The organism is Pseudomonas sp. TMW22089 (assembly GCF_022496645.1).
GTDB lineage: Bacteria > Pseudomonadota > Gammaproteobacteria > Pseudomonadales > Pseudomonadaceae > Aquipseudomonas > Aquipseudomonas paraversuta.
This window is the reverse complement of sequence record NZ_SCFG01000010.1, coordinates 31,189-55,771: the sequence shown is the minus strand read 5'-3', so window position 1 is coordinate 55,771 and position 24,583 is coordinate 31,189. Positions and strand designations below refer to the sequence as shown.

Below are 24,583 nucleotides of genomic sequence, written 5' to 3'. Positions count from 1 at the left end.
GTTGTTATGTCCGTGCTGCTCTCTATGGAGCAGCGCCAAGGCGCCGCAGGCTCTACTCTGCGGCAGACCGGTGTGAGAATGGCACGCGGCCAAGGCCGGCGCCAGCCTCTGCACCGGCTTTGTTAAAGCAAGGCAATGTCATATGCGACAGAGTTAACCGTATTTACGCCAAAAGTGCCGGCAGCTCTTTGTTCAGCGCCAGTTTTTCGCGAACAGCCTCACCCGTCAGTGCATAACCTAGCAATTTGCCTTCAGCATCGCGGCACAAGGCTTTGATATCTGCGCCCTGGCCTTCCACGGTCCAGACCCCTTCATGGCCACGTGGCACGGGTGACACCACCAGCGGGCAAACCGGGGTTTTGACCGTAATCGGCATCGCACCGTAGCTGACAGCAGTGGGATTGCCTGCGAGGGTTTGAGCCAGTGCCCGGGCGCAGCTCATCAGCGGCATCACATACAACAGGCTCAGCCCATCGACCTCGGCGCAGTCGCCCAGGGCATAGATGTTGTCATGGGAGGTTTTGAGCAGACGGCTCACCTCGATCCCGCGGTTGACCCGGATCCCGGCGGCAGCCGCCATATCGATGCGCGGACGCAAGCCAATGGCCGATACCACCACATCGCAGTCGATCACGCTGGCATCTGACAAATGTGCCTGGAGTCCGTCATCGGTGCGCTGCAGGCGGGTCAGAACCGGGCCCAGGTGCAGGCGCGCGCCCAGGCTTTCAAGGCCCGCCTGGACTGCTGCCGCCGCCGCGGGGTGCAACAGGGTAGGCATGACTTGCTCGCAGGGTGCGACCAGATCAACTTCATAGCCGCCTGCGATCAAGTCATTGGCAAACTCGCAGCCGATCAGGCCTGCGCCCAGAATCAGGACCCGACGCTTGCCCGCGGCGGCTGCGCGGAAGCGGGCGTAATCTTCGAGGTCATTGATCGGGAAGATTGAATCCTGGGCATCCCCTTCCACCGGCACCTGCACCGTTTGCGCGCCCCACGCCAGAATCAGGTCGCGATAGGCAACGGCTTCTTCACCGATCCACAGCTGCTTGTGGCCCGGGTCGATTCCGCTGATGCGGGTATGGGTACGCACCTGGGCATTGAGCTGTTGTGCCATGGCTCCAGGCATCGCCATGCTCAGGCCGTCAGCTTCTTTGTTCTTGCCAAAGCCGGTGGACAGCATGGGCTTGGAGTAGGAGCGGCCGTCATCGGCCGTGATCAACAGCAGCGGGGTTTCGCTGTCCAGCTTGCGAAACTCCCGGGCCAGGTTATAGCCCGCCAGCCCGGTACCAACGATCACGACAGGTGCGTTCATTCCAATCTCCATGGGGTGAGTCAGGTTTTGAGGGGGGTAGATCAGTTGATTTCGATCATCTCGAAATCCATTTTGCCAACCCCGCAGTCCGGGCACAGCCAGTCTTCAGGTACGTCTTGCCACAGCGTACCGGGAGCAATGCCGTCATCCGGCCAGCCGTCGGCTTCGTTATAAATCAGTCCACATACGATGCATTGCCACTTTTTCATCGGGTTCTTCCTCAAGTTCAGGCTAATACGAGGCCACAGGCTTTTTCAGATTCGCCAGGTCTCTCGTCAATTCAGGGCGTTTTGTACTGATGACGACCGGTAGATGCAAGCACGATCGCTGCCAAATAATCCTCGGCCGCTCAATCAAAGATCCGCGTGATAAGCTCGCCGGCCTCAATGGCTGCCAATTATGACCCACTGTGCCGCACATAACTTACCCGCTGATCTCCCCTGTCTGGCTTGAAAAAGACCAGCTTCCTGCATTGCCTGATGAACAAACCCTCGACTGGTTGTTCGATCAAGGCTCTTTGACCCGACGTCTGACTGTGCTCTCGGAGGGTGCCTTTAGTGTGCAGCCGCTCTTTGAGGGCTGGCAGGCCTTGCGCCAGGATGAATGTGCAGCCCTCAGCCTGCCCGAAGGCAGCCAGGGCTGGGTGCGCGAAGTGTATTTGCACGGGCATCAACAGCCGTGGGTGTTTGCCCGCAGCGTGGCGGCGAAAAGTGCGCTGGAAGATGGCGCACTGAACATGGACGAGCTGGGCACCCGATCTCTGGGTGAACTGTTGTTTTGTGATCAGGCTTTTGCTCGCGGCGCCTTGCAGGTGTGTCACTACCCCCGGGGCTGGTTGCCTGCCGCCGATCAGGCAGATCAGCTATGGGGCCGCCGCTCGCGCTTTGTACGCGGAGCGTTGAGCGTGCTGGTGGCCGAGGTGTTTTTACCCAAACTGTGGGCCGCCCTGAGTGCCCGGCCGGAGAACAACTGAATGTACGTGCGCCTGCTCAAGTCACTCAATCGCCTGAACCCTCGCGCCTGGGACTTCATCCAGCTGACCCGCATGGACAAGCCCATCGGCATCTACCTGCTGCTTTGGCCCACGCTGTGGGCGCTGTGGATTGCCGCCAAGGGTGTGCCTTCGCTGAGCAACCTGCTGATCTTTGTGTTCGGCGTAATCCTGACCCGTGCCGGCGGTTGTGTAATCAACGACTTTGCCGATCGCAAAGTCGATGGCCACGTCAAACGTACAGAGCAGCGGCCGTTGGTCAGCGGAAAAATCAGCGGTAAAGAGGCGTTGGTGTTTTTTGCGCTGCTGATGGGGATAAGTTTCCTGCTGGTGCTGTGCACCAATGCCCCGACCATCTGGCTGTCATTCGGCGGTCTGGCGCTGGCGGCGAGCTACCCGTTCATGAAGCGCTACACCTACTACCCGCAAGTGGTGCTGGGTGCGGCGTTCTCATGGGGCATGCCCATGGCATTCACCGCTGAAACTGGCAGCCTGCCTGCCGCGGCATGGTTGCTTTATATCGCCAACCTGCTGTGGACCGTGGGCTACGACACCTATTACGCCATGACTGATCGTGAAGACGACCTGAAAATCGGGGTCAAATCCACGGCCATTCTGTTTGGCGATGCTGATCGCGTGATCATCCTTACCCTGCAAGGCCTGGCGCTGGGTTGTCTGCTGCTGGCGGGCGCGCACTTCGAGCTTGGCGTCTGGTTCCACCTCGGCCTGCTGGTCGCGGCCGGGTGCTTCGTGTGGGAGTTCTGGTATACCCGCGACCGCGACCGGCAACGTTGCTTCAAAGCCTTCCTGCACAACCACTGGGCCGGCTTGGCAATTTTTGTGGGCATCGTGCTGCATTACGCATTGGGTTGACTGAACGGACCCTGCAGGAGCGAGCTGGCTGTTGAATTGAAAAGCTCGCGAGCAAGCTCGCTCCTACAGTTGCTTGGGCACCAGTCGCAAGACGCTGCGGGTGTTGAGCTGGATTTCTGTCTCGTCGATATGCGGGATGCTGTAGTCGCCTTCAATGTAGGGTCGGGCCTGGTCGCGGTAGTGTTTGTCGAAGGGTACGCCGCTTTGCCCTAGCGGGTTGATGGTCAGGCTGTGGTACGGCTCGGCAAAGTCGATCAGACGTCTGGTTGAGGGGCCGTAGGTCACTGCCCAGGGGGCCGGGCCGAGTTTGGCGCTGAGATTGTTGGGTACTTCGTGGCTGCCGGGGGCCTCGAATGGACCGACGTTAAACAGCCAGTCCAGCGGTTTCTGCCGTCCCAGCGGGTGGTCATGGGTCAAGGTGTGCGCCTTGCCCCAACGCCATTGCGCCGGGTCGTCGCCCATGGTGGCTTTCAACTGCGCAATGCTGGTTTGCCAGGCGACCTTGACTGTCTCGGCCCGGGTCTCTTTGTGCGCCGTATTACGGTTGTCCCACCACGGCGAATCCGGGTTTGCGGCGAGGCGTGGCAAGGCGGCGTCGATCACCCGGGTGCTGAGCAAGGTGTCGAAATAAACATCCCCCAACTCATCACTCATCGCTGCGTCAGCCAGGCTGAACAGAAGCTGGTTGAACAGCGTGGCGGCCGTTGATTCCAGCGGATAATCGCCCTGCCATTGCGCCAGTTGTTCTACCAGCTGGCGTTCGGCCGGATCGCTGACTACTTCACGCAGCACTGGCAACAGCGGTTTGAGCACACGCTGCCCGTAGTCGGTGCGGGTGCCCAGTTGCAGCGCCTGGCTGTTCTTCAGGTTCCATTTCACGCCGGGTTCGCTGAGCTGGCGATTGAGTTGCTGGCCGCGGTCCGCCAGGTTGTAGTAACCGGGGATCTCTATGCCGGCAGGCGATACCGGCTGAAAGTTGGCCGATACGATATAGCCCCGCGCGGGATTCTCTTCCTGGGGATTGGCGCTGAACGGATAAAAACCGACTTTGTCTGCCTGGCTGGTACTGCCGTCCAGAATGAACGCGGGATTGACCCCTGCCGGGCGTTTGGGCAATTGCGCCGCCGCCCACCAGCCGATGTCGCCCTTGGCATTTGCCCACACCAGGTTCAGGCCCGGTGCGTGAATATAGGTGGCGGCCGTGCGGGCCTTGCTCAAGGTGTCGGCGCGGTTGAGCTGGTAAAAGCCTTCGAGAATCGGGTCCCGGGTTTCCAGAAAGCCCCACCACATTGCAATCGGCGTGCTGCCGGCGGCAGACCCGAGTACATCGTTGATGATCGGACCGTGGGGGGACCGGCGCAGGGTGAGGGTCACCGGTGCCTGGCCTTTGACCGCAATCTGTTGCTCGCTGCTGCTCATCTCGACCCACTGGCCGTGGTACCACACCTGATTCGGGTGGTCGGGATTGGTCTTCTCTGCGATCAGGTCCAGATCATCGTTCTGGAACATGGTCAGGCTCCAGCCAAAATCGCGGTTGTTGCCCAGAAAGGCGAACGGCACCAGGGCCTGATGGTAGCCATAGAGCTCAAAATCGGGCGCCGAGAGCTGCGCTTCGTACCATACCGCCGGCGCCGAGAAGCGGATATGCGGATCGCCTGCCAGTAGCGGTTTGCCACTTTGGGTACGTTTGCCCGACACGACCCAGGCATTGCTGCCTTCGAACTGTGGCAGGCCGGCCTGATTCAAGGCCTGATCGCTCAGCCGGGCGAGGGAACCGAGGTTTTTCCAGTCGTTGCTCGACAGTGCCGGGCTCAGCACGCCCCGGGGTTGCCAGTCCAGGTCGAAGACTTTCAGGTAGTTGCTGCCTAACTGGTCACGTACGTAAGTCAGTAATGGCTCCGTACGAAAGGCGACTGCAAAGCTGTAAGCCATATAGCCGGCGACGCTGATCGTGTCTTCGGCGGTGAATGGCCGCGGGGTGATGCCCAGCAGGTCAAACTCCACCGGTCTGGCGTGGCTGGCCTGGTACTGGTTGATCCCGTCCAGATAGGCTTGCAGGGCCAGCCACGAAGGTGACTGATAGTCCAGTTCGGCGACATAGCTGGCGGCACGTTCGCGAATGCGCAGGCTGCGGAACAGTTTGTCGGTATCGATCAGCTTGGGGCCGAGTACCTCGGCCAGTTCCCCCCGCGCCAGGCGACGCATTATCTCCATTTGAAACAGGCGGTCCTGCGCCTGTACATAGCCAAGGGCGCGGTACATATCCGTCTGGTTAGCTGCGCGGATATGCGGCACCCCGCGCTCGTCATACCGTACCGCGACCGGTCCCTGCAGCCCGTCCAGCGCTACCTGGCCCTGGCGGGTGGGCAGCTTGCTTTGCACATACCAGGCGCCACCGCCCGCGATGACGGCAATAACGAGGGCGGCCAGGGTCAGGCTGCGTTTCATGGTGCAACTCCTTGTAATTGGTTCGCACCGAAGCGCCTTAGGGGGAAGCGCGGTCATTCTGCCACGGGCAATAGCAGCCCACGGCCATGGTGTGGGTGGCATTTACCGGGCGGCCTTCGTTCAGGGCCTGCAGGACGGGTTCGATAAAGCTGTTGCTGGCGTTGCAGGTGGCACCTTCGCTGTAGGGGCCAAAGTAGGCCAGCTGGCCGCTGCGGTCCCAGATAGCCACGGCCGGGCTGGCGCTCAGATGCTCGGCGCCGGGCAGGCTGGGCAAGGGCTTTATCGCGCCCAGGGTGGCGGGTAACTGGCCATGGGTGCCGGGCTTTTGCACGGAGTAGAACGCGACGCCCAGCGGCACGTAATGCGCCAGTAATTCGCTGAGGTGTTGTTGGTTGCCGACATTGCACGGGCAGGCCGGGTCCCAGAAATGCACCACGCGGATGGGCCCCGGGCCTGACAGCTCGGCGGGCAGGCTCAGGACATCTCCGGCGAACAGTGCGGTCTGGTCGCTGAAGGCGCGAATATAGCGGCCCTGGAACCAGTCGTAGGCCGTCCACAACCCCGCTGCACATATCAGCACCAGCAGGCAGGCAAGCAGGGTTTTTAAGGTGGGCACAGGCATGCAAAAAGGTCCTCGAAGGCCGCGTAGCTTGCCATGCTTGAACGGACAGATGAATATCGTCGGTCTATAAAGCCTGTTTTGCGCACGTGCGCCCCGTCTGGAAATTCTTATGCCTGCCCCGTTTGCCCCCGATTCCTTGCGTGCCAGCTTGCAGCCTTTGCACGATGGCCAGCCATTATCGCGCGAGGGGCTGGCGTATCAGCAGTTCTACGGGCTGGATTTTGCGCAGCGCAAGGTGCCGGTGCGCCGGCAATTGGGGCGCTTCAGTGCCGGCGGCTACGAGCTGGTCAGTCAGGTCTGGTGGCCAGCGTCCACCCCGGTGGCGACGCTATTCGTCATCCATGGTTTTTACGATCATATGGGGCTGTATCGGCACGTGATTGAGTGGGGCCTGGATCACGGATTCGTGGTCATTGCCTGCGACTTGCCGGGGCATGGGCTTTCCAGTGGCGAGCGGGCCAGCATTGATGATTTCGCGCAGTACCAGGCGGTGCTGCAAGGTTTGTTTATCGAGGCCCAGTCACTGGCCTTGCCGCAACCCTGGCACCTGTGCGGGCAAAGTACCGGTGGCGCGATTGTGCTTGATCATGTGCTGCGTCAGGGTGATCAAAGCCCGGCACAAGGGCAGGTGATTCTGCTGTCACCGTTGATCAGGCCCAAGGACTGGAATTGGTCGAAGTTCAGCTATTACCTGCTCAGAGCCTTCGTCAAAGGCATTGCCCGGCGTTTCAGCGAGAACTCCAACGATCCCGACTTCTTGCCGTTCCTGCAGGCCGATCCGTTGCAGCCGGTGCGTCTGCCGACGGCCTGGGTCGGTGCGCTGGCGCGCTGGATTCCGCGTATTGAAAGTGCGCCAGCCTGCTCCCGGCGGCCCTTGGTGATTCAGGGCGAAGCGGACAAAACCGTTGATTGGCGGCATAACCTTGAGGTGCTGAAAACGAAATTCGATCAGCCTCAGGTGCTGTTGCTGCCAGAGGCCAGGCACCATCTGGCGAATGAAACTTCCGAGATTCGTGAGCGTTATTTCGCGTTTCTGGATCAACATCTGTAGGCGCGAGCTTGCTCCTACGGGACGTTGGTTATTGCGACAGGCTTGACGTGCTTTGGCCCACGGCCAGCCCGGCGCGAATAGCTGCCAGTGCCGCCTGATAATAGGCTTTCCCGGCAGGCGACTCTGCAAAGGTGACGAACTCTTCCAGTTCCGGATCAGACAGGTCGCGATACACGTAGAGCAGCGTGTTATCCAGTTCACCGGCAAGTTGTTCCATCAAGCGCTGGCGCTGGCCATTCAACATGCCTTGGGCCTGACCGCCTCCGAGCAACCCCGGGATCATCGAACTCAAACTGTCTGCTGCAATCCCGGCAATCGCCAGAGTGACTTCCGCGCCGGCTTCACGGGCTGGCAGCGCCCGCGACAAGTGGTTGATCAGCAGTTGACGGGTGGCGCTGGCCTCGATGCGCGGCAAGCCTTGGGCGTGTTTGGCCAACTGATCGCGGCGGGTGGCCAGCAGTTCAGCAGCCACAATCTGGCGGCCCAGCGGCGACTGGAAAAAGGTCAGTGCGGGAACAGGGTCTGGCAGGTGGTTACGCATCTGCTCTTTGGCGCGCCGGTCCATTGCTTCGGGGGCAAAGCGCAGGCTGCTGTTATTGACCAGGGCCTGATAAACCGCCGGCGGCAAGTTATTGCGATAGCGCTCCTGGGCGGCAGTAAGGGCATCAACAAAATGCGCGCGCTGTTCTGGCCACCCGGCAGTCGTAAACAGATCATCGAGGTTATCTGCCCATGCGGGTAACGTGCAAAACATCATCAATAGTAAAAACAAGCGGCGCATGAGGGACTCCTGTCTGCAGGGCGCTATTGTCCGGGTGCGGCGTAGGACTTGTCGAGAATTCGCTCGTTCCAAGAGGCTTTAAATACTCCGGTTGATTATTTCCGCTCCGCCAGCTCGACGGAGCTGTCAGATTTTCAGGCGTGTCGATATTATGCGCGGCATGCAAATACCTACTGATCATCCGCTGTTGCTTCGCATCGTCGACGACCTGTACGCACAGGGATGGTCACAGCAAAACATCTTTCTGCCCGAGGCTTTGACCCTCGAACTGGCGGCCGAGTGCCAAAAACGTTCGGCCGAAGGTGAACTGACCCCGGCCGCAGTCGGAAGGGGCATTACCCAGGAAGTCCGCGAGGGTATACGCGGCGACCATATTCAATGGCTGGAGCCGGGAGAGGTTTTAGCCTGCGACAATTATCTGGGGTTAATGGAAAGCCTGCGAATCGCCATGAATCGCAGGCTTTTTTTGGGCCTGGAGGACTTTGAAAGTCATTTCGCCCTCTATCCGCCCGGAGCTTTCTACCTCAAGCATCTGGACCGTTTCCGCGATGATGACCGGCGCATGGTCTCGGCCGTGGTTTACCTCAATCAGGCATGGTTGCCTGAGCATGGCGGGCATTTGCGCATGTATCTGGATGGCGACCTCGACTATGACGTACTTCCGGTTGGCGGTTGTCTGGTGGTATTTCTCTCGGGCGAGATTCCCCACGAAGTCATGCCTGCGACCCGCGACCGCCTGTCGTTGACCGGTTGGTTTCGCCGGCGCGCCACCGAGGTATTTGTATGAGCCAGAAGTTGCTGGTCAGTCGTTGCCTGTTGGGCCATCGCGTGCGTTATGACGGCGGCGCCAGTGGTCCGTACGGGCAATTGGCCCGATGGCAGGAAGAAGGCCGGATCATTGCCTTGTGCCCGGAAGTTGCGGGCGGCTTGCCGACGCCGCGTGCTCCGGCAGAAATACCCGGTGGCCAGGGGAGCGATGTGCTCAACGGCCTGGCGCCGGTGATGACCAGCGAGGGTGAAGATGTGACCGCGGCCTTTATGGACGGGGCACAACAGGCGCTGGCGTTGGTGGTTCGGCACGGTATTGGTATTGCTATCCTCAAGGCTAATAGTCCGTCTTGCGGCAATGTGCAGACCTATGACGGCAGCTTTGGCGGGATCAAGGTTGCAGGCCAGGGCGTCACGGCGGCATTGCTGGCGGGGGCCGGGGTACAGGTATTTAACGAGCTGCAGCTGGAAGACGCCGCGCGGGCTCTAGCGCAGCTTGAGGCCTGAGGATTTGCGGGCCGGCCGGGAAATACCGGCGCGAGCAAACCCGCTCCTGCAAGGGCGTGTAGAGCGTATAAATGAGTTCAGGTAATATCCGGTGCCATTTTGCCCAGGGGATCCATCATGACTGACAAGCCGAAACCACAGCCCTCGGCAGCGACCGAAAGTGCTGATTCTGCACTGCACCATATCGTTGATGGTTTTTTGCACTTCCATCACGAAATCTTTCCTGAACAAGAAGCCTTCTTCAAAAAACTTGCCACGGCACAGAACCCGCGTGCGATGTTTATTGCCTGTGCCGATTCGCGCATCGTGCCTGAGCTGATCACCCAGAGTGCACCGGGCGATTTGTTTGTAACGCGTAACGTCGGCAACGTGGTGCCACCCTATGGCCAGATGAATGGCGGTGTTTCAACTGCCATTGAGTACGCGGTGCTGGCACTGGGCGTGCAGCACATCATTATTTGCGGACATTCGGATTGCGGGGCGATGCGCGCCGTACTCAACCCGGCAAGCTTGAAAAAGATGCCCACGGTCAGAGCCTGGTTGCACCACGTTGAAGTGGCCAAAACCATGGTGCAGGACAACTGCAACTGCGCCAATGAAGCTGAAAGCATGCACGTGCTGACTGAAGAAAACGTGATTGCCCAGCTGCAGCACCTGCGCACACACCCGTCGGTGGCGTCGCGCATGGCCAACGGGCATCTGTTTATTCACGGCTGGGTATACGACATCGAAACCAGCGAGATCAAAGCCTACGACGCCGATAAAGGCGCCTTCCTGCCGCTGGATGGCACCAGCCCGATTCCAAGCGCTACGCCCAAAGCCAGGTTTTAGGCGCTTACCCTTGCTCGCGTGCTCTGCGCTTTCTCGGACACTGCTCTGAAGGCGCTCGCGAGCACGCCGGCTGCTACAGGTTCAGGCCGACGCCCAGTTGCTTGGACAGACAAGGCCAGCGGCTCCAGGCAGCGCCCGTCTCGGGGCTGGTCAGCCGTTCGCGGTAAGCATCGACCGATTCCACGGCAAAGCTTTCGTCGTTAAGCATCTCGTCGAGCGCATGGTGCACGGCTTCGTCCAGTTGATTGGCAAAGGCCTCGCCGATTAACTGGTGGGCGATGAGGTTGGCCACTGTCATGTCCAGAGGAATCAACGGCTGACCCAGGTGCTTGATGTAGAGATCGTTGACCTCTTCGACCAGGCGGTGCGCCAGATAGGCTTCGTCCAGTAAACCTTCAAGCCCCGGATGGCCATCGAGCAGCGGGAGCGGCTGGGCAAAATATTGCTCGGCGATTTTCAGTACCGGCTTGATTTGCGACTCGATACCCGCCTCATGGGCGACTGCGTTGGCAGCATCCAGCAAGTCGGGCACCTGCTCGATGTAGGCGCTGACAAAGCGGGTCATCACGACGTTTTTATCCGTATCAGGCAGCTCGATTGCGGCATGAAGGTGCGGCAGTTGCTTGGCCAGATGCTGGGCCAGCTGCTTCGTTTCGGCCTCATGTTCTTGGGCACGCGAGATCTGCGCGCGGATGGCGGCGGTGTTCATGGGAACTCCAGGGGGGTTGCAAGACAAAAAAGAGCTATAAAAGTAGCCCTTTAAACGCAAAGGGATTTTTTTCAGGGGAAGTATTGTTATTCATTTTGTGACCGGGCAGTGAGTGCCATTTGTCGATGTGGCCTTATTTCACTGTTTTGACCCCTTACATTGCGGGGCTGGTGTCGGTGTCTATACTCGCTTTTGTAACCGTTATTTGATGTCGCCCGACTGCCTGAGCAGACGAGGCTCGGCGGTCCAGGTTCACAGGGTTTGAAAACCGCCCCCTTGTAACGCAGGTTGATACCGGCGCAATAACAAGAAAAACAAAGGGGAACCCGCAATGAAGCGACATCCAAATCTATGGATGGGCCTGCTGTTGTGGTCGGTTTTCGGTCAGGCGCAAGCTGCCTGGACCGTGAACATGACGCCGGGCGCGACCGAAGTCAGCAACGCGGTATTCGACCTGCACATGACCATATTCTGGATCTGTGTCGTGATCGGCATCATCGTGTTTGGTGCCATGTTCTGGTCGATGATCGTTCATCGGCGCTCCACCGGGCAGCAAGCAGCAAAATTCCACGAAAGCACCACGGTCGAAATCCTCTGGACGGTCGTGCCTCTGGTTATCCTCATTTTGATGGCCATCCCCGCAACCAGAACCCTGATCAATATCTATGACTCCAGTGAGTCGGATGTCGACATCCAGATCACGGGCTACCAGTGGAAGTGGCATTACAAATACCTGGGTCAGGATGTCGAGTTCTTCAGCAACCTGGCCACCCCCGCCGAGCAAATTCATAACCAGGCCCCCAAGGGCGAACATTACCTGCTTGAGGTGGACGAGCCGCTGGTGCTGCCGATCGGTGCCAAAGTGCGCTTTCTGGTGACCTCGGCGGACGTTATCCACTCCTGGTGGGTGCCTGCCTTCGCGGTCAAGCGCGACGCTATTCCGGGGTTTATCAACGAAGCCTGGACCCGTATCGAGAAGCCCGGCATTTACCGTGGCCAGTGTGCCGAATTGTGCGGCAAGGACCACGGCTTTATGCCGATCGTGGTGGATGTCAAAACCCGTGCGGACTATGACGCCTGGCTCGCAGACCGCAAGGCCCAGGCTGCTCAGCTCAAGGAACTGACCAGCAAGGACTGGACCCTCGACGAACTGGTGGCCCGTGGCGACAAGGTTTACCACACCACTTGCGTGGCCTGTCACCAGGCAGAAGGTCAGGGCTTGCCGCCGATGTTCCCGGCACTCAAAGGCTCGCCGATCGCTACCGGACCGGCTGCCGATCACCTGCACCGGGTGTTCTTCGGCAAACCGGGGACGGCCATGGCAGCCTTTGGCAAGCAGCTCTCGGAAGTTGATATTGCCGCGGTGGTGACCTACGAACGTAACGCCTGGGGCAACAACAAGGGCGACATGGTCACCCCCAGAGACGTGCTGGAGCTTAAACAGGCGCAAGGCAAATGAGCCGCCGGGGGCTGTGTGTGGGTAATGGCAGGGGGCCGTGGGCCGCCGGTTTTTTGGTCCATCCGTTTGCAGGAGTCAGGACATGAGTGCGGTTATTGATGACCACGGGCCTGCGCAAGACCACGCCCACGGCCCGGCCAAAGGCCTTATGCGCTGGGTGTTGACCACCAACCATAAAGACATTGGCACCTTGTATCTGTGGTTCAGCTTCTGCATGTTTTTGCTCGGTGGATCCTTCGCCATGGTGATTCGCGCCGAACTGTTCCAGCCGGGATTACAGATTGTGGCGCCGGCCTTTTTCAACCAGATGACCACCATGCACGGGCTGATCATGGTATTTGGCGCAGTGATGCCGGCGTTTGTCGGGCTGGCCAACTGGATGATTCCGCTGATGATCGGCGCCCCCGACATGGCCTTGCCGAGGATGAACAACTTCAGCTTCTGGCTGTTGCCTGCCGCTTTCGCACTGCTGATCTCGACCCTGTTCATGGCCGGTGGCGGGCCTAATTTTGGCTGGACCTTCTACGCGCCACTGTCCACGACCTATGCCCCTGAAAGCGTGACTTATTTTATTTTTGCCATCCATTTAATGGGCATCAGTTCGATCATGGGCGCGATCAACGTGATCGCCACCATCCTCAATTTGCGTGCTCCCGGCATGACGCTGATGAAAATGCCGCTGTTCGTCTGGACCTGGCTGATCACGGCCTTCCTGCTGATAGCGGTGATGCCCGTGCTGGCAGGGGTGGTCACCATGATGTTGATGGACATCCACTTCGGCACCAGCTTCTTCAGTGCCGCGGGCGGCGGTGACCCGGTGTTGTTCCAGCATGTGTTCTGGTTCTTCGGCCACCCCGAGGTCTACATCATGATCCTGCCGGCCTTCGGTGCCATCAGCGCGATCATTCCGACCTTCTCGCGCAAGCCGTTATTCGGCTACACCTCAATGGTCTACGCCACGGCCAGCATCGCCTTCCTGTCATTCATCGTCTGGGCCCACCATATGTTTGTGGTGGGGATTCCCCTGGTCGGTGAACTGTTCTTTATGTATGCCACGCTGCTGATTGCGGTGCCGACCGGGGTCAAGGTCTTCAACTGGGTCAGCACCATGTGGCAAGGCTCGCTGACCTTCGAGACGCCAATGCTGTTCGCCGTGGCCTTCGTAATTCTGTTCACCATCGGCGGGTTCTCCGGGTTGATGCTGGCCATCGCGCCGGCAGACTTCCAGTACCACGACACCTATTTCGTGGTCGCACATTTCCATTACGTACTGGTGCCGGGGGCGATTTTCGGGATCTTCGCTTCGACCTATTACTGGCTGCCGAAATGGACTGGCCACATGTACGACGAAACCCTCGGGAAGTTGCATTTCTGGCTGTCGTTTGTGGGCATGAACCTGACGTTCTTCCCGATGCACTTTGTCGGTCTGGCCGGCATGCCGCGCCGGGTTCCGGACTACAACCTGCAGTTCGCCGACTTCAACATGGTGTCCTCGATTGGCGGGTTCATGTTCGGCACTACGCAGCTTCTATTCCTGTTCATTGTCATCAAATGCATTCGTGGTGGCCCCAAGGCCCCCGCCAAACCCTGGGACGGCGCCGAAGGTCTGGAATGGAGCGTGCCCTCGCCCGCGCCATATCACACCTTCACCACGCCGCCGGAAATCAAGTGACCGGTGCATGCCGAGTCCCTGCAGGAGCGAGCTGGCTCGCAATGCAGACGGCCCGGTTTGCCTTGATAAATTCGCTGCTGTCATTGCGAGCAAGCTCGCCCCCTCAGGAAGCCGCTTATGGCTAACTCAACTGCGGTCAAACGCCTGGTCCTGCGCCTGTTGTTGATGGTGGTGGTGATGTTCGCCTTTGGTTTCGCCCTGGTGCCGATTTACGACGTGATGTGCAAAGCCTTCGGCATCAACGGCAAGACCGCCGGACAGTACGAAGGTGAGCAAATGGTCGACCCGACCCGGCAGGTGCGCGTGCAGTTCTTGTCGACCAATGCCATCGACATGGTGTGGGAGTTCTATCCCAAGGGCGATCAGTTGGTGGTCAACCCCGGGGCGGTTAACGAGATGGTGTTTGTAGTCTCCAACCCCACTGACCACCCGATGACGGCGCAAGCCGTGCCGAGTATTTCACCGGCCGAAGCCGCCCAGTACTTCCACAAAACCGAGTGTTTTTGCTTTACCCAACAGGTGTTGCAACCGGGCCAAAGCCTGGAGATGCCGATGCGTTTTATCGTCGACCGCGACATGCCCAAGGATGTGAAACACCTGACGCTGGCCTACACGCTGTTCGATATCACTGCTCGCCATCCGCCTGTCGCCGCTAACGCCGGCAAGGACGAAACCCGGCTTGCCCGATAAGGAGAACGCTCCATGGCAACTCACGATCACTACTATGTCCCGCCTCAAAGCAAGTGGCCGATCATTGCCACGGTGGGGCTGTTGGTCACGGTGTATGGCCTGGGCACCTGGTTCAACGACCTCAAGGCGGCGCGACCCGAGTCCCATGGCCCGCTGATTTTCTTTATTGGCGGCCTGATCGTTGCGTACATGCTGTTTGGCTGGTTCGGCGCAGTGATCAGGGAGAGCCGGGCCGGGCTATACAGCGCGCAACTGGATCGTTCGTTTCGCTGGGGCATGACCTGGTTTATTTTTTCTGAAGTGATGTTCTTTATCGCGTTTTTTGGTGCGCTGTTTTACGTGCGGCACTTTTCCGGTCCGTGGTTGGGTGGCGAGGGCAGCAAGGCGGTGGCGCACATGCTGTGGCCTGACTTTCAGTTTGCCTGGCCGTTGCTGCACACCCCCGACCCTGCGCTATATCCACCGCCTAAAGGCACCATCAGCCCGTGGGGCTTGCCGCTGCTCAACACGGTGTTGCTGGTCAGTTCCAGCATCACCCTGACCATCGCTCACCATGCCTTGAACAAGGGCCATCGCGGGGCGCTGAAGTTCTGGTTGGGCCTGACGGTTTTGCTCGGGGTCGGATTTTTGGGGTTTCAGGCCGAGGAGTACATCCACGCGTACAAAGAGCTGGGCCTGACTCTGGGCTCCGGGGTGTATGGCGCGACGTTCTTTATGCTCACCGGTTTCCACGGTGCCCACGTGACCATCGGCGCCCTGATTTTGCTGGTGATGCTGATCCGGGTGATACGCGGGCATTTCAATACCGAGCACCAGTTTGGTTTCCAGGCTGCGACCTGGTACTGGCACTTTGTGGATGTGGTGTGGCTCGGGTTGTTCCTGTTCGTATACGTGTTGTGAGTCAGCGCCCATGACGCGCTTTCGACCCGGCATCGCGCCGACACTGGTGGTGCTGGCGTTACTGCCGCTGCTGGTGTTCCTGGGTTTTTGGCAACTGAGCCGCGGGGAGCAGAAACGCGCGCTGCTCGATAGCTACGCAGAACGTCAGGCCGCCGCGCCGCTGACCGCAGGCCAACTGCTCAATGTGGAGCAACCGGCCTTTCGCCGTGTGCAATTGCGGGGGCATTTAGACGGGCAACACAGCCTGCTGCTGGACAACCGTATGCGGGATGGCCAGGTCGGTGTCGAACTGCTGCAACCCTTTCAGGATCAAGCCAGCGGCCAGTGGCTGCTGCTCAATCGTGGCTGGCTGCCGTGGCCGAGCCGTCACACACCGCCGGTATTCAGCACTGCGCAACAGACCCTGGATGTGCAGGCCTGGGTTTATGAGTCGCCAGGCGCCCCCTTTCAATTACACGCCGACCCGCTTGACGCGCCCTGGCCGCGGCTGGTGACGACGGTGGAACCCGCCAAACTTTGGGCCGAGCTGGGCCGCGAAGGTTTTGCCGATGAAATCCGTATCGCCCCCGGCCCGGCCGCGTATCAGGCCGACTGGCCACTTATTTCCACGGGCATGGGCCCGGAAAAACACACCGCCTATGCCGTGCAGTGGTTCGCCATGGCGCTGGCCCTGTTCGGTCTTTATCTGTACCTCGGTTGGCACAACGCTCGGGAGAAACGTCATGGCAACGGCCATCAATCCGCCTGATACAGCTCGCGCCCCATCCCCTGCCACCCGGCGCCGCGGGCGATTGCAGCTGATCCTTATTCTGCTGCTGACCATAGGCCCCATGGTGCTGGCCACGGGCATGTACAAACTCAAGTTCTGGGTGCCTGAAAGCCGCAGCTATCACGGAGAACTGCTGGGGAACGGGCAGAACCGCGCGGCCCTTGGCGTCGTGACCGATGAGCAGCGCTGGCAACTGCTGGTAACGGCCCCCCAAGGCTGTGCTGCCGATTGCCAGCAGTTGGTGTATCTGGCACGCCAGCTTCAGGTCGGACTGGGCCGCGATGCGTCGCGGGCGAGCCACGGCTTGGCGGTGGCGCAGCCGGTGGACGCGCAATACGCCGCCAAATTGCAACGCGAGTATCCGCAATTACAGCGCTACACACTGGACCTGCCGACTTATACACAGGGCGCTGAAGGCAATGGCGCGGCGCAACTGTGGATAATCGACCCCCACGGCAATCTGGTGCTGCGCTACGACCCGCAGGTCAACGGTAAGGACGTGCTCAACGACCTCCGCCATCTGCTGAAGCTGTCCAACATCGGATAGGGGCCAGGTCATGGCTAAAGCTGGATTTCGTCTCGCATTGTTGGCCACCTTGCTGGCGCTGGTGGTGGTATTGCTCGGCGCCTACACCCGCCTGACCCATGCAGGCCTAGGCTGCCCGGACTGGCCCGGTTGCTACGGTTTTATCAGCGTGCCGCAAAGTGAGGCGCAACTGGCCCACGCCGAGCTGCACTTTCCCGATGCCCCGGTGCAGGCCGACAAAGGCTGGAGCGAGATGGTGCACCGCTATTTTGCCGGCACCCTCGGGCTGTTGATTCTGCTGCTGGCGGCACGGGCCTGGAGCCAGCGTCGGTTGCAGGATCAGCCGTTAAAACTGCCGTTGTTTATTTTGTTGGTGGTGATCGCACAAGCGGCCTTTGGCATGTGGACGGTAACGCTCAAGTTGTGGCCCCAGGTGGTGACGGGGCATTTGCTCGGCGGGTTTGCGACCCTGAGTTTGTTGTTTTTACTGACCTTGCGTCTGTCCGGGGTGCTGCCCGCCCTGGCTATCCCCCGCCGCCTGCAGCGCTGGGCAACGGCCGGGCTGGTGCTGGCGATCATGCAAATCGCGCTGGGGGGCTGGGTCAGTTCCAACTACGCAGCCGTGGCCTGCGTCGATCTGCCGACCTGTCATGGTGAATGGTGGCCTCAGGCCGACTTCGCCAATGGCTTTCATCTGACCCAGCATATCGGCCCCAACTATTTGGGCGGGCAACTGGACAGCGAGGCGCGCACTGCCATTCACCTTACCCACAGGCTCGGCGCTGTGCTGCTGACCCTGGTGTTATTGGGCCTGGCCTGGCAACTGCGCAAAGTCGGCATGACCCGGTTGGCGGGCTTGCTGCTGCTGGCGCTGGGAGTGCAGATCAGCCTGGGAATGAGCAATGTGCTGTTTGGTCTGCCACTGGTGGTCGCGGTGGCTCACAACGCGGGGGGCGCGGCGTTGTTGCTGACGCTGGTGCTGGTCAATTACCACGCCCGCACGGCATTGGTCAGGGTCAAGGCCCCGCGCTTCTCCCGCTGGATTTTCAGCCCCCGGCGCCATACGCCTGGTCTCGTCACCCTCAAAGGAGAATTGCCATGGCGACCGTGACTGGCGAACATCAGCGCCAGGGGCTCTGGCGTGACTATCTGGAGCTGACCAAGCCGAGGGTGGTCCTGATGATGCTGGTTACTTCGCTGGTGGGCATGTTTCTGGCTACCCGCGCGGGCGTGCCGTGGACGGTACTGGTGTTCGGAAACCTGGGGATTGGCCTGTGCGCCGGTGGCGCGGCGGCGGTCAATCATGTGGTGGATCGGCGTATTGATGCCATGATGGCCCGCACCCATAAGCGACCGCTGGCCGAAGGGCGGGTTTCACCGCTGGCGGGATTGTCGTTCGCGCTATTGCTGTCGCTGTCGGGGCTGGTGCTGCTATTGGTGTACACCAATGCCCTGGCGGCCTGGCTAACGCTGGCTTCTCTATTGGGCTACGCGCTTATTTACACAGGCTTTCTGAAGCGGGCCACGCCGCAAAATATCGTGATCGGCGGGCTGGCCGGTGCGGCGCCGCCGCTGCTGGGCTGGGTGGCAGTCACGGGGCATGTCACCGCCGAGCCGTTGCTGCTGGTGTTGATCATCTTTGCCTGGACCCCACCGCACTTTTGGGCGCTGGCGATCCACCGCAAGGCGGAGTACGCCAAAGCGGATATCCCCATGTTGCCCGTGACCCACGGCGAGCACTACACCAAGGTACATATTCTGCTGTACACCCTCGTGCTGCTGGCGGTCAGCTTGCTGCCCTTTGTGATTCACATGAGCGGCCTGCTCTATCTGGTATGTGCACTAGTGATGGGCGCACGCTTTCTGCATTGGGCTTGGGTGCTGTACCGTGGCACTGCGCCGCACGCTGCGATCAACACCTTCAAGTACTCTATTTACTACTTGCTGCTGCTATTCATCGCGCTGCTTGTCGATCATTACTTAGTGTTGAACCTATGACTAGAACTCAAAAAACCGTTTATATCCTCGTCGCGCTGGTGGCATTGGTCATGGGCCTGACGTTTAACAAAATGATGTCGAGCAAAAGCCAGGGCGACAACACGTCCCTGATCGATGCCGGGATCATTCTGCTGCCGCAGAGCCGTCATTTGCCGGATGTGAAGATGACCGACCAGAACGGTCAGCCGGTGCTCATGAATGAACTGAAAGACAAGTGGAGCATGCTGTTTTTCGGCTACACCTTCTGCCCGGACATCTGCCCGACCACCCTCGCCCAGCTGCGTCAGATCAAAAGTGAACTGCCCAAGGACGTACAGGACAAACTGCAGATCGTGCTGGTCAGTGTCGACCCGAACCGCGATACGCCGCAGCAGCTCAAGCAATACCTGGGTTACTTCGACCCGCAGTTCGTGGGGCTGACCCCTGCTTCCATAGAAGATCTGCAAACACTGGCGAATGCCGTGAGCATCCCGTTCATCCCGGCGGATACCAGCAAGCCCAACTACACCGTCGACCACAGTGGCAACCTGGCGCTGATCGGGCCGGACGGCACCCAGCGGGGTTTCATTCGCGCACCGTTCAACACCGCCAAAATGGTTGCCCAATTGCCGGGGTTGGTAGAGCGCAAATAAAGGACGCGAGGGGCAATCTGTAGGAGCGAGCTCGCTCCTACAGAAAGATCAGAGGATCAGAACGCCGGGATGATGGCGCCTTTGTACTTCTCGTTGATGAACGCTTTCACTTCAGGGCTGTGCAAGGCAGCAACCAACTTCTGCATATCTGCCGAGTCTTTATCGTCCGGGCGAGCGACCAGAATGTTCACGTAAGGCGAATCGCTGCCTTCAATGACCAGGGCGTCTTTTTCCGGGTTCAGCTTGGCTTCCAGCGCGTAGTTGGTGTTGATCAAGGCCAGATCGACTTGAGTCAGAACACGGGGGATGGTCGCTGCTTCCAGCTCGCGGAATTTCAGGTTCTTGGCGTTCTGTTCGATGTCTTTTGGCGTCGAAAGGATGTTGCTCGAGTCCTTGAGCTTGATCAGGCCCGCCTTGTCCAGCAACAACAGGGCACGGCCGCCGTTGGTGGCGTCGTTCGGAATGACCACGGTGGCCCCGTTCGGCAGATCATCCAGCTTCTTGTACTTGCTGGAGTAAGCACCCAGTGGTTCCAGGTGTACGGCTGCAACGCTGACCAGGTTAGTCCCCTTGGCCTTGTTGAACTCGTCCAGGTACGGCTGGTGCTGGAAGAAGTTGGCATCCAGACGTTTTTCGGCCACCTGCACGTTTGGCTGGATGTAGTCGGTGAAAACCTTGACCTTGAGGTTCACGCCCTCTTTGGCCAGTGCCGGTTTCACGAACTCCAGAATCTCGGCGTGGGGTACCGGTGTGGCTGCGACCGACAGATCGCCGGCATGGGCGGAAAATGCGGCTACAGCGGCCACGGCAGCAAATAACTTCTTCATTCAGCAACTCCTTGTGAACACCCGACTTCAGGTGCCTGCCAGCCCTGGGCTGGCGGTTACGTTTATTAACGAGAGGTCGCGCTTACTTGCGCGAAAAGTGCACCACTAGCCGATCACCAACGGTTTGCAGAATTTGCACCAGAATCAGCAACAGCACCACCGTGACAATCATCACGTCGGTCTGGAAGCGCTGATAGCCGAAACGGATCGCCAAATCACCCAGGCCGCCGGCGCCGACCACACCTGCCATGGCGGTGTAGGACACCAGCGTAATGGCGGTCACGGTAATCGCTGCAAAGATGCCGGGGCGCGCTTCAGGCAACAAGGCGCTGGTAATGATCTGACGCGTGCTGGCGCCCATGGCCTGAGTAGCTTCGATGATGCCGCGATCCACTTCACGCAGCGCGGTCTCGACCAGACGGGCGAAGAACGGCGTAGCGCCGACCACCAGAGGCGGGATCGCGCCCGCTACGCCCAGGGAGGTTCCGGTAATCAGAACGGTGAGCGGGATCATCACAATCAACAAAATGATGAATGGCAGCGAACGCAGAATGTTCACCGCCAGTGACAATATGGCGTATACCGCCTTTTGCTCGAACAGTTGGCGCGGGCTGCACAAAAACAGCAGTACGCCCAGCGGCAGGCCAAGCAGGATGGTGAACAGCAGCGAGCCGCCGAGCATCATCATGGTGTCGCCGGTTGCCAGCCAGATTTCGAACCAGTCAATGTTGGAAAAGAAACTCAACAGGGATTCCATCAGCGCAGCACCTCCATATGAACGTCAGCCGCAGTGAAGCGGGCGAAAGCCGCTTCCATGTCGCCACCGGTAATGGCGAGGGTCAGTTGCCCGTAGGGGGTGTCTTTGATGCGATCGATACGACCGGCCAGGATGCTGTAGTCCACCCCCGTTTCACGGGCGACAGTGCCCAGCAAAGGTGCATAGGTGGATTCGCCCTGGAAGGTCAGGCGCACGATACGGCCAGGAACATGGGCGAAGTCGTCGCGCTGCTCGCTTTCGTCGATCTGCTCGTCTTCCTGGACAAAACGCTTGGTGGTCGGGTGCTTGGGGTGCAGGAACACTTGGGCGACCGGGCCTTGCTCGACGATTACGCCTGCATCCATCACCGCTACGTGGTCGCACACGCGACGGATCACATCCATCTCGTGGGTGATCAGGACGATGGTCAGCTTCAGTTCGCGGTTGATCTCAGCCAGCAACTGCAAGACCGAGGCCGTGGTTTGCGGGTCCAGGGCACTGGTGGCTTCGTCACACAGCAGCACTTTGGGTTTGGTGGCCAATGCACGGGCAATGCCGACGCGTTGTTTTTGGCCGCCTGACAGTTGCGCCGGATATTTCTTGGCGTGGTCGGACAGACCTACCCGCGCGAGCAACTCGGCAACCCGCAGATCGATGTCCTTGCGGGACAATTCACCGGCCAGCGTCAGGGGCATGGCCACGTTATCGGCCACAGTCTTGGAGGCCAGCAGGTTGAAGTGCTGGAAGATCATGCCGACTTGCTGGCGAAACCGTCGCAGGCCGTTGGCATCCATCGCCGTCACGTCTTCGTTGTCGACGATGATCTGCCCGCCACTCGGGGTTTCGAGGCGGTTGATCAGGCGCAGCAGGGTACTTTTGCCCGCGCCGGAGTGGCCAATCAGGCCGAAAACCTGGCCGCTCTCAACACGCAGACTGGTGGAGTGCAACGCGGGAATGTCCTTACCGGAAACCCGGTAGGTTTTATGAACGTTATGGAACTCAATCACGTAGCGAACCTTGTGGGGCGCGAAAATAGAAGATCAGCGGTTAGCCGGGCGCGCATTTTAGCCTGTCCGTATAGAGGTTCTTAGCATTTATTTGCGCTGGGACCTTTGATTTGGCAATAAGACGACTGATGGTCTGAATTAAGGAACGACGGTAAACGCTAAAAGTCAGTACTAGGACCCGCCTCGGGAGATTAGTCCAGGAAGCCCGGCCAACAGGGCTTTCGCCAACAAGGAGTTTAGTCTGATGAGTAGCAAAAAACCGTCTTCCAACAAGAGCCAGATGGCCGGCACCGACACCTTGGATCGTGGCAACACCAACGTCAAACTCGATAGCCTCGAAACTTTTCGTGATGACGCAACCGATCAGGCTCTGCGGACCAATCAGGGGGTGAAGGTTGCAGACAATCAAAACACCCTGAAAGCCGGCGCCAGAGGCCCCTCGCTGCTCGAAGACTTCATTATGCGCGAGAAGATCACCCATTTTGACCATGAGCGAATTCCAGAGCGCATTGTTCATGCTCGAGGTACCGGCGCCCACGGCTACTTCCAGACTTATAAATCCCACAGCGCACTGACCAAGGCGGGTTTCCTGCAGGACCCGGGTAAGAAAACTCCGGTTTTTGTGCGTTTCTCCACCGTCCAGGGCCCGCGCGGCTCCGGGGATACCGTGCGTGATGTGCGCGGTTTTGCCGTGAAATTTTTCACCGATGAAGGCAACTTCGATCTGGTCGGCAACAATATGCCGGTGTTTTTTATTCAGGACGCGATCAAGTTTCCGGATTTCGTACACGCGGTAAAACCTGAGCCCCATAACGAAATGCCTACGGGCGGTTCAGCTCATGACACGTTCTGGGACTTCGTCTCACTGGTGCCGGAATCTGCGCACATGGTTATTTGGGCGATGTCTGACCGTGCCATTCCTAAAAGCCTGCGCAGCATGCAGGGGTTCGGCGTACATACGTTCCGTCTGATCAACGCTGAAGGCAAATCCAGCTTCGTCAAATTCCACTGGCGTCCGAGTGTGGGTACTTGCTCGCTGGTGTGGGACGAAGCGCAAAAACTGGCAGGTAAAGACACCGATTACCACCGCCGTGATCTATGGGAGTCGATTGAAACCGGCGATTACCCTGAGTGGGAATTCGGCGTGCAGATCATTTCGGAGGAAGACGAGCATAAATTCGACTTCGATATTCTTGATCCGACCAAGCTGATCCCCGAAGAACTGGTGCCGATTACGCCTTTGGGCAAGATGGTGCTCAACCGTAACCCCGACAACTTTTTTGCGGAAACCGAGCAAGTGGCTTTTTGCCCGGGCCATATCGTGCCGGGTATCGACTTTTCCAATGACCCGTTGCTGCAGGGCCGGCTGTTTTCCTACACCGATACGCAAATCAGCCGTCTGGGCGGGCCGAACTTTCACGAGATTCCGATCAATCGCCCCGTCGCGCCGTTTCACAATAATCAGCGTGACGCGCAGCACCGTAGCACCATCAACAAAGGCCGGGCGTCCTATGAACCGAACTCCATCGACGCTGGCTGGCCGAAAGAAACCCCGCCTGCAGCCCATGACGGGGGGTTTGAGTCTTATCCCGAGCGCATCGACGCCAACAAGATCCGTCAGCGCAGCGAGTCGTTCAGCGATCACTTCTCCCAGGCCCGGCTGTTTTTCCGCAGCATGAGCAAGCATGAGCAAGAACACATTATTGCGGCCTACAGTTTTGAATTGGGCAAGGTCGAGCGTGTGCCCATCCGGGAGCGCCAGGTGAATGAAATCCTGGCCAATATCGACCTTGAGCTGGCCAGGCGGGTGGCTGAGAACCTGGGCTTGCCTGCACCGAAGGCGGGTACGCAAGCGGAGCGCAAAACCAGCGTCAGCCGCTCCCCGGCCTTGAGTCAGGCCAATCTGCTACCGGGCAATATCAAAACCCGTAAAGTGGCAATTCTTGCCGCCAACGGGGTTGATGGCGCAGCGATTGATGCTCTGAAAAAGGCGCTGGCGAGTGAAGGCGCCCATGCCAAATTGTTGGGTCCTACGTCTGCGCCGGTGAAAACCGCAGACGGCAAATTGCTGCCGGTTGATGCATCCATGGAAGGCATGCCGTCGGTTGCCTTTGATGCGGTGTACGTGCCGGGTGGCGCGGCTTCGATCAAAACCTTGAGCACCGATGGCGTGGCGTTGCACTACCTGCTCGAAGCCTATAAGCACCTGAAGGCGATTGCCTTGCATGGCGAAGCCAGGCAGCTGCTGGACGTTCTGCATTTGCAGGCCGATGAGGGGTTGCTGGCAATCAAGGATGGCAAGGATCTGAAGGCGTTCTTTGCCGCGATCGGGCAGCACCGTGTGTGGGCCCGGGAGCCGAAGGCCAAAGCCGTTCCGGCGTAAACGAAGGGCTCTGCAGCAGTTGGCTGGTTCGCGATGGGGTCAGAGATGACCCTGTTGCGAACCAGCTGCT

The 24,583-nt window shown here is 59.3% G+C and carries 25 protein-coding genes; 16 read left to right on the top strand and 9 right to left on the bottom strand.

The genetic code is table 11. The annotated features are described in order from the left end of the window. Positions 1-163 precede the first annotated feature (163 nt). Positions 164-1,312, bottom strand: a complete 1,149-nt coding sequence (locus EQV90_RS11980) for an FAD-dependent oxidoreductase (protein ID WP_003437746.1) — start codon at positions 1,310-1,312, stop codon at positions 164-166. A gap of 41 nt (positions 1,313-1,353) precedes the next feature. Further along, positions 1,354-1,521, bottom strand: coding sequence for a rubredoxin (locus tag EQV90_RS11975; RefSeq protein WP_003437744.1), 168 nt, complete (start codon positions 1,519-1,521; stop codon positions 1,354-1,356). Between the two features lie 200 nt (positions 1,522-1,721). Between EQV90_RS11975 and EQV90_RS11970 the strand changes: the two genes are divergently transcribed. Continuing rightward, positions 1,722-2,285: a chorismate lyase gene (locus EQV90_RS11970; protein WP_003437740.1), complete on the top strand. Its 564-nt coding sequence runs from the start codon at positions 1,722-1,724 to the stop codon at positions 2,283-2,285. Next, complete coding sequence (gene ubiA / locus EQV90_RS11965) at positions 2,286-3,176, top strand: 4-hydroxybenzoate octaprenyltransferase (RefSeq protein WP_003437737.1); 891 nt, start codon at positions 2,286-2,288, stop codon at positions 3,174-3,176. Positions 3,177-3,239: 63 nt separating this feature from the next. On the opposite strand, the gene EQV90_RS11960 is transcribed toward ubiA, so the two are convergent. Together EQV90_RS11960 and EQV90_RS11955 are read right to left on the bottom strand one after the other, a co-directional pair. Then, positions 3,240-5,624, bottom strand: a complete 2,385-nt coding sequence (locus EQV90_RS11960; RefSeq protein WP_240878137.1) for a penicillin acylase family protein — start codon at positions 5,622-5,624, stop codon at positions 3,240-3,242. Between the two features lie 37 nt (positions 5,625-5,661). Beyond that, a complete protein-coding gene (locus EQV90_RS11955; RefSeq protein ID WP_240878136.1) occupies positions 5,662-6,246 on the bottom strand; it encodes a DUF6436 domain-containing protein in 585 nt (194 codons plus the stop codon). Between the two features lie 109 nt (positions 6,247-6,355). On the opposite strand from EQV90_RS11955, the gene EQV90_RS11950 reads away from it, so the two are divergent. After that, positions 6,356-7,297, top strand: coding sequence for an alpha/beta hydrolase (locus EQV90_RS11950; RefSeq protein ID WP_240878135.1), 942 nt, complete (start codon positions 6,356-6,358; stop codon positions 7,295-7,297). Between the two features lie 28 nt (positions 7,298-7,325). On the opposite strand, the gene EQV90_RS11945 is transcribed toward EQV90_RS11950, so the two are convergent. Beyond that, entirely contained in the window at positions 7,326-8,078 is a 753-nt protein-coding gene (locus EQV90_RS11945) for a DUF2059 domain-containing protein (RefSeq protein WP_003437731.1), read from the bottom strand. 151 nt (positions 8,079-8,229) lie between these two features. On the opposite strand from EQV90_RS11945, the gene EQV90_RS11940 reads away from it, so the two are divergent. The 3 genes from EQV90_RS11940 (at position 8,230) to EQV90_RS11930 (ending at position 10,184) form a co-directional block, all read left to right on the top strand. Further along, positions 8,230-8,865, top strand: coding sequence for a 2OG-Fe(II) oxygenase (locus tag EQV90_RS11940; RefSeq protein ID WP_003437729.1), 636 nt, complete (start codon positions 8,230-8,232; stop codon positions 8,863-8,865). Continuing rightward, a complete protein-coding gene (locus EQV90_RS11935; RefSeq protein ID WP_003437728.1) occupies positions 8,862-9,353 on the top strand; it encodes a DUF523 domain-containing protein in 492 nt (163 codons plus the stop codon). Before EQV90_RS11940 ends, EQV90_RS11935 begins: the two co-directional genes overlap by 4 nt. 117 nt (positions 9,354-9,470) lie before the next feature. Then, complete coding sequence (locus EQV90_RS11930) at positions 9,471-10,184, top strand: carbonic anhydrase (RefSeq protein WP_003437726.1); 714 nt, start codon at positions 9,471-9,473, stop codon at positions 10,182-10,184. 73 nt (positions 10,185-10,257) lie between these two features. Here EQV90_RS11930 and EQV90_RS11925 read toward each other — a convergent pair whose 3' ends face one another. Further along, a complete protein-coding gene (locus EQV90_RS11925; RefSeq protein WP_003437723.1) occupies positions 10,258-10,893 on the bottom strand; it encodes a hypothetical protein in 636 nt (211 codons plus the stop codon). A 331-nt stretch (positions 10,894-11,224) separates the two neighbouring features. On the opposite strand from EQV90_RS11925, the gene coxB reads away from it, so the two are divergent. The 9 genes from coxB to EQV90_RS11880 all read left to right on the top strand — a co-directional run bounded on the left by coxB (position 11,225) and on the right by EQV90_RS11880 (position 19,539). Beyond that, positions 11,225-12,352, top strand: coding sequence for a cytochrome c oxidase subunit II (coxB, locus tag EQV90_RS11920; protein ID WP_240878134.1), 1,128 nt, complete (start codon positions 11,225-11,227; stop codon positions 12,350-12,352). A gap of 82 nt (positions 12,353-12,434) precedes the next feature. Continuing rightward, positions 12,435-14,024: a cytochrome c oxidase subunit I gene (ctaD, locus tag EQV90_RS11915; protein WP_003437719.1), complete on the top strand. Its 1,590-nt coding sequence runs from the start codon at positions 12,435-12,437 to the stop codon at positions 14,022-14,024. A 117-nt stretch (positions 14,025-14,141) separates the two neighbouring features. Continuing rightward, entirely contained in the window at positions 14,142-14,714 is a 573-nt protein-coding gene (locus EQV90_RS11910; RefSeq protein ID WP_240878133.1) for a cytochrome c oxidase assembly protein, read from the top strand. Positions 14,715-14,726: 12 nt separating this feature from the next. Continuing rightward, a complete protein-coding gene (locus EQV90_RS11905; RefSeq protein WP_003437717.1) occupies positions 14,727-15,614 on the top strand; it encodes a cytochrome c oxidase subunit 3 in 888 nt (295 codons plus the stop codon). A gap of 10 nt (positions 15,615-15,624) precedes the next feature. Continuing rightward, positions 15,625-16,362: an SURF1 family protein gene (locus tag EQV90_RS11900; protein WP_003437716.1), complete on the top strand. Its 738-nt coding sequence runs from the start codon at positions 15,625-15,627 to the stop codon at positions 16,360-16,362. Continuing rightward, positions 16,337-16,930: a hypothetical protein gene (locus tag EQV90_RS11895; RefSeq protein WP_003437715.1), complete on the top strand. Its 594-nt coding sequence runs from the start codon at positions 16,337-16,339 to the stop codon at positions 16,928-16,930. The genes EQV90_RS11900 and EQV90_RS11895 overlap by 26 nt, the downstream gene beginning before the upstream one ends. Before the next feature lie 10 nt (positions 16,931-16,940). After that, positions 16,941-18,020: a COX15/CtaA family protein gene (locus EQV90_RS11890; RefSeq protein WP_003437713.1), complete on the top strand. Its 1,080-nt coding sequence runs from the start codon at positions 16,941-16,943 to the stop codon at positions 18,018-18,020. Next, complete coding sequence (gene cyoE / locus EQV90_RS11885; RefSeq protein ID WP_240878132.1) at positions 18,008-18,907, top strand: heme o synthase; 900 nt, start codon at positions 18,008-18,010, stop codon at positions 18,905-18,907. The genes EQV90_RS11890 and cyoE overlap by 13 nt, the downstream gene beginning before the upstream one ends. Next, entirely contained in the window at positions 18,904-19,539 is a 636-nt protein-coding gene (locus tag EQV90_RS11880) for an SCO family protein (protein WP_003437708.1), read from the top strand. The genes cyoE and EQV90_RS11880 overlap by 4 nt, the downstream gene beginning before the upstream one ends. A gap of 56 nt (positions 19,540-19,595) precedes the next feature. On the opposite strand, the gene EQV90_RS11875 is transcribed toward EQV90_RS11880, so the two are convergent. The 3 genes from EQV90_RS11875 to EQV90_RS11865 form a co-directional block, all read right to left on the bottom strand. Continuing rightward, the gene (locus tag EQV90_RS11875) at positions 19,596-20,366 is read right to left on the bottom strand and encodes a MetQ/NlpA family ABC transporter substrate-binding protein (protein WP_010656765.1); all 771 of its coding nucleotides are present in this window, start codon (positions 20,364-20,366) and stop codon (positions 19,596-19,598) included. 82 nt (positions 20,367-20,448) lie between these two features. Continuing rightward, positions 20,449-21,123: a methionine ABC transporter permease gene (locus EQV90_RS11870; protein WP_003437705.1), complete on the bottom strand. Its 675-nt coding sequence runs from the start codon at positions 21,121-21,123 to the stop codon at positions 20,449-20,451. Further along, positions 21,123-22,130 carry a methionine ABC transporter ATP-binding protein gene (locus EQV90_RS11865; RefSeq protein WP_003437703.1) on the bottom strand — a complete coding sequence of 336 codons (1,008 nt, stop codon included), beginning with the start codon at positions 22,128-22,130 and terminating at the stop codon, positions 21,123-21,125. The genes EQV90_RS11870 and EQV90_RS11865 overlap by 1 nt, the downstream gene beginning before the upstream one ends. Positions 22,131-22,320: 190 nt before the next feature. On the opposite strand from EQV90_RS11865, the gene katE reads away from it, so the two are divergent. After that, on the top strand, positions 22,321-24,513 hold the full coding sequence (katE, locus tag EQV90_RS11860) for a catalase HPII (RefSeq protein ID WP_256681561.1): 2,193 nt from the start codon (positions 22,321-22,323) through the stop codon (positions 24,511-24,513). Positions 24,514-24,583: the final 70 nt, after the last annotated feature.

Coding starts and splice junctions, on each gene's coding strand:
- ctaD (WP_003437719.1), top strand. CDS start 12,435: ATGAGTGCGGTTATTGATGACCACGGGCCTGCGCAAGACCACGCCCAC.
- EQV90_RS11935 (WP_003437728.1), top strand. CDS start 8,862: ATGAGCCAGAAGTTGCTGGTCAGTCGTTGCCTGTTGGGCCATCGCGTG.
- EQV90_RS11910 (WP_240878133.1), top strand. CDS start 14,142: ATGGCTAACTCAACTGCGGTCAAACGCCTGGTCCTGCGCCTGTTGTTG.
- EQV90_RS11890 (WP_003437713.1), top strand. CDS start 16,941: ATGGCTAAAGCTGGATTTCGTCTCGCATTGTTGGCCACCTTGCTGGCG.
- EQV90_RS11895 (WP_003437715.1), top strand. CDS start 16,337: ATGGCAACGGCCATCAATCCGCCTGATACAGCTCGCGCCCCATCCCCT.
- ubiA (WP_003437737.1), top strand. CDS start 2,286: ATGTACGTGCGCCTGCTCAAGTCACTCAATCGCCTGAACCCTCGCGCC.
- EQV90_RS11880 (WP_003437708.1), top strand. CDS start 18,904: ATGACTAGAACTCAAAAAACCGTTTATATCCTCGTCGCGCTGGTGGCA.
- EQV90_RS11940 (WP_003437729.1), top strand. CDS start 8,230: ATGCGCGGCATGCAAATACCTACTGATCATCCGCTGTTGCTTCGCATC.
- EQV90_RS11925 (WP_003437723.1), bottom strand. CDS start 10,893: ATGAACACCGCCGCCATCCGCGCGCAGATCTCGCGTGCCCAAGAACAT.
- EQV90_RS11950 (WP_240878135.1), top strand. CDS start 6,356: ATGCCTGCCCCGTTTGCCCCCGATTCCTTGCGTGCCAGCTTGCAGCCT.
- EQV90_RS11945 (WP_003437731.1), bottom strand. CDS start 8,078: ATGCGCCGCTTGTTTTTACTATTGATGATGTTTTGCACGTTACCCGCA.
- coxB (WP_240878134.1), top strand. CDS start 11,225: ATGAAGCGACATCCAAATCTATGGATGGGCCTGCTGTTGTGGTCGGTT.
- EQV90_RS11870 (WP_003437705.1), bottom strand. CDS start 21,123: ATGGAATCCCTGTTGAGTTTCTTTTCCAACATTGACTGGTTCGAAATC.
- EQV90_RS11905 (WP_003437717.1), top strand. CDS start 14,727: ATGGCAACTCACGATCACTACTATGTCCCGCCTCAAAGCAAGTGGCCG.
- EQV90_RS11975 (WP_003437744.1), bottom strand. CDS start 1,521: ATGAAAAAGTGGCAATGCATCGTATGTGGACTGATTTATAACGAAGCC.
- EQV90_RS11960 (WP_240878137.1), bottom strand. CDS start 5,624: ATGAAACGCAGCCTGACCCTGGCCGCCCTCGTTATTGCCGTCATCGCG.
- EQV90_RS11955 (WP_240878136.1), bottom strand. CDS start 6,246: ATGCCTGTGCCCACCTTAAAAACCCTGCTTGCCTGCCTGCTGGTGCTG.
- cyoE (WP_240878132.1), top strand. CDS start 18,008: ATGGCGACCGTGACTGGCGAACATCAGCGCCAGGGGCTCTGGCGTGAC.
- EQV90_RS11900 (WP_003437716.1), top strand. CDS start 15,625: ATGACGCGCTTTCGACCCGGCATCGCGCCGACACTGGTGGTGCTGGCG.
- EQV90_RS11875 (WP_010656765.1), bottom strand. CDS start 20,366: ATGAAGAAGTTATTTGCTGCCGTGGCCGCTGTAGCCGCATTTTCCGCC.
- EQV90_RS11930 (WP_003437726.1), top strand. CDS start 9,471: ATGACTGACAAGCCGAAACCACAGCCCTCGGCAGCGACCGAAAGTGCT.
- EQV90_RS11980 (WP_003437746.1), bottom strand. CDS start 1,312: ATGAACGCACCTGTCGTGATCGTTGGTACCGGGCTGGCGGGCTATAAC.